This is a genomic window from Veronia pacifica (assembly GCF_001707825.1).
Taxonomy (GTDB): domain Bacteria; phylum Pseudomonadota; class Gammaproteobacteria; order Enterobacterales; family Vibrionaceae; genus Veronia; species Veronia pacifica.
In genome coordinates this window covers 1-480 of record NZ_LYBM01000130.1, presented here as the reverse complement: position 1 = coordinate 480, position 480 = coordinate 1, and the positions used below count along the sequence as shown (strand labels likewise).

The 480-nt window shown below is 38.8% G+C and carries 1 protein-coding gene; it reads left to right on the top strand.

Annotation, left to right across the window (positions count from 1 at the left end; all coding sequences use genetic code 11):
- Positions 1–480: hypothetical protein (locus A8L45_RS25140; RefSeq protein ID WP_217492222.1), on the top strand; the 480-nt coding region annotated here is incomplete at both ends.

Below are 480 nucleotides of genomic sequence, written 5' to 3'. Positions count from 1 at the left end.
CCAGTTACCATAGATGTTGATACGACATTTAGTTTTTCATTCGAGCAAGCAGTGCATCTTTCAACCTTCTCTGCCGAGGGGAGTTCTGGGTTCTCAGTGTCACGCGACCTAGTAGATAACGAAGAAAATAGTATTTGTAGAAACTTTACGTCCGATAGGATTTGTTTCATAAAAGGAAACGGTGGAGAAAAATTCTATGCGACGGTCACTGTGGATGAAAATAGTCAATCGACTGTTAAATTGTCTTTGCCAGATATTAAAGAGTTGGATATTAACAGTGAAATGACTTTTTCACATGATAATAGGACTCAAATATTCTCCATAGTGACCTCAAATAGTGATAGTGAGGTTATCTTGAGTGGCGGTAATGGTGATGCGAATCTAAATATAGTCAAGGTTTATACAGGTGGCGCTCTGTTCTCTCAATGCAGTTCAAATGAGCAAGGAAACAACGATAGATGTGTGTTGAACTCAATTGCA